Origin of the sequence: Elstera litoralis (genome assembly GCF_000963705.1) — a bacterium.
Classification (GTDB): Bacteria; Pseudomonadota; Alphaproteobacteria; order Elsterales; family Elsteraceae; genus Elstera; species Elstera litoralis.
Genome location: NZ_LAJY01000514.1, coordinates 1 through 2,782, shown reverse-complemented (window position 1 = coordinate 2,782; position 2,782 = coordinate 1). Strand labels below are relative to the sequence as shown.

General features: G+C 64.1%; 2 protein-coding genes. Both read right to left on the bottom strand.

Features of this window, described 5'->3' with window-relative positions; all coding sequences use genetic code 11:
- Nucleotides 1–467: 467 nt before the first annotated feature.
- On the bottom strand, nt 468–1,907 hold the full coding sequence (locus VZ95_RS16645) for a glycosyltransferase (RefSeq protein WP_198148360.1): 1,440 nt from the start codon (nt 1,905–1,907) through the stop codon (nt 468–470).
- On the bottom strand, nt 1,843–2,782 hold a 940-nt coding region (locus VZ95_RS22310), incomplete at its 5' end, for a glycosyltransferase (protein WP_156995358.1). The genes VZ95_RS16645 and VZ95_RS22310, both read right to left, overlap by 65 nt.

Genomic DNA, 2,782 nt, shown 5'->3' with positions numbered 1-2,782 from the left:
TCCACTGAGAACAGCGGCTTGGACATCCTTGTTTGTGCGTAAGTAATACGCTGCATCAAAGTATGGGATGGTCATTTGTCGCACGCCCCTAGCAGAGTCCGGACTAACACACCGCAAGCGTCATACAAAACACTTGCGAACTAGCGTGTCTCGTGGCAGTAAGACAGAGCGTATTTTTCCCGCTTAGCCCTTGCCCGTGACGCTAGCAAGGTAATGCGTTGTGCCCTCTGAGGGAACGGGAAAAAAAATGCCGCCCCTCCGATATTTCAGATGCTAACGCTATTGTCAGGCTCTGAAGTCGCCCGTATGCTGAGGGGGCCTGTAGAGCTACATTGCCTCTGTCGGCCCACAGGTCCGGTCTTGCGATCAGACCGGGAGACCGCCTTAGATCCTGCTTGCAAACATGAATAACCCCCAGATTCTGCGTCTGGGGGTTATTTATGGGTGAATGTTCGCCAAGGTCGGGTTTACAGGCGCAGCGCCGCTTCGAGCCGCGCGGCAAAAACCGGCTGGGCACAATCGGCCGCCACCTGGACCAAAGCCTGTGCCCGCAAACGCTGCCATAGCGCCGGATCGGTATACAGCCGCGCCACGGCGGCGGCGAAAGCGTCGGGATCATCGGCAGCCAGCACCGCCTGTTCCGTCTGCCAGCCGAGTTGCTGGGCGAGCAGGGACGTGCAGACCACGGGCACCCCGTGGGCAGCGGCCTCGTGGACCTTATGAGGAATCCCGCCAGCAAAGCGCGTCGGCGCCACAAAAACGCGGCAACGGTCATAATAAGGCTGAAGATCGGCCACTTCGCCAATGAAGGTCACGCCCTGCCCGGCTATCGCCCGCAGGCTGGGGGCGGTCGCGCGGCCACAGGCCAGCAGATCGATCCGGTCTGGCAAAAGCGCCCGCAGGCGGGGCATAATGTCGCGCGCGAACCACAGGAGCGAATCGACATTCGGCGACAGATCGTCCGTCAAGCGTCCGACAAACAGCAGGTCGTGACGCTCGTCGAACGGGCGCGGCGTCGGGTTCGGCACGAGCCCATGCCCCAAAATCTGCACATCGGCAAAACCCGCCGCCCGGAAATGCGCCGCTTCGGCTTCTGAAACCGTCAGCACGCGCTGGGCCGGGCGTGCAAGATCGAGTTCCGCCGTCACCGCCTGCTCGGCTTTCTCAATCGCCGGGGCCGCGCCGAGCAACCGGGCACGCACCAAGTCACGCAGGGCAAAAACCGCCTCCGCGTCATAAACCAGCGCCGCCGGGTCCAACAGCCCTGGGTGTTTGGCCAGAAGCCGCCCGAGTTCGGCCATATTATGCGGACGACTGACCAACACGCCATCGTAATAGCCGCGCCGCGCCAGTAAAAACGCTTCGAGCCCGCTGCGCCCCGGCCCCATAACCACTTCCACCGAACGCGGCAGGGCGGCATAGGTTTTGGCCCAATCTTCCGTCGGCACCGCCATCGGGTAGAAAGTAACGAGCCGCCCCGGTTCCGCAAGATGGGTCAGAATATCGCGCGCGCGCGGCAGGCCGGACCCCAGCGACGGCAGCGGCACCTGATCGTCGATAACCAGAACGCGCGCCGGGGGCGGTACCGTCGCCGCTAATCGTAGGCGTGCCCAAAGCTCCCGCCCTTGGCCTGCGGGCCGATGCGCGGCCAGCGCGTCCCGATGCTTTTGTTCGAACAGTTCCTGATTGCGCCGTTGCAGCGCCAGCGCCGTTTCGCTCTTTTGCGCACTGCCGAATTCATAATGGTCGATCACGGCCTGCGGCTCATACACCACGCGCAGGCCCCGTGCCCACAGGCGCAGGCAGAAATCGGTTTCCTCGTAATAGGCCGGGGCGAAGCGCTCATCGAACCCGCCCATTGCCTCGAAAACCGCGCGGTGGAACAGCAAAAAACGCCCCGGAGGCATAATCCACATCGCGGCGAAACATGGCCTCCCCGGCCTCGGGCAGCAGATCGCGGCCATAGCCGGTGCAACTACCATCCTGCCAGACGATGCTTCCCGCTTCCTGCAAGCGGCCATTTGGCAGCACGATCCGCCCGCCGACCGCGCCAATATCGGGGCTGCTCTCCAGCGTGGCGAGCGCGGCGGCTAAACTGCCGGGGCGCATAACTGCGTCATTATTGAGCAGCAAAACCCGCTCGGCGCGGCAGTGGGGAACGGCCAGATTGACCGCGCGCAAAAACCCGAGATTTTCGCTCTGCGGCACTAGGGTTGCGCCTTCGACCCGCGCCAACAGCGTTCCGGTGGCATCGCTGGAGGCATTATCGACGATCACCACGTCCAGCGGCACATCGGTTTCCGCCGCGAGCGCGGTGAGGCACGCGTAAGTGAGATCCACCTGGTTCCACAGCACAAGCACAATGGAGACTTGCGGTCGCTCGGCGCGCGGCAGAACCAGGGGAGCAGTTCCGGCCAGAAAGTCGTTCAGCGCCGCATTAGTCTCTGCCCGAAACGCCGTTTTCGCCGCCAGCAGGTCCGGGGCGTGAACCGCCGCGCCCTGCGCGGGCATCAGCGACCGCCGGAGCGCGAGGAGCGTCGCCCCCAGTGGCAGAGCCAGCAGTTGCGCACGCAGCCAAAGCTTCACCCGCAGTTTGAAACCCGGCCCGTGCAGAAACCTCAGCGGGGCCGTGAGCCGCCAGGAGCGGGAGGCATAGATTTCCCCCAGGGTCCGGTCGAAACGTCGCCGCTCCTCCTGCCGGTCGGATAGAAGCTCATCGATCCGGCGGCGCAGGCGCGCAACCTCCCCCTCGGTCGGCGGCTGAGGGGCTGCGAGCCCGTGC

Excerpts from the sequence above, each read along its gene's own strand:
- VZ95_RS16645 (WP_198148360.1), bottom strand. The coding sequence starts at position 1,907 with ATGCCTCCGGGGCGTTTTTTGCTGTTCCACCGCGCGGTTTTCGAGGCA.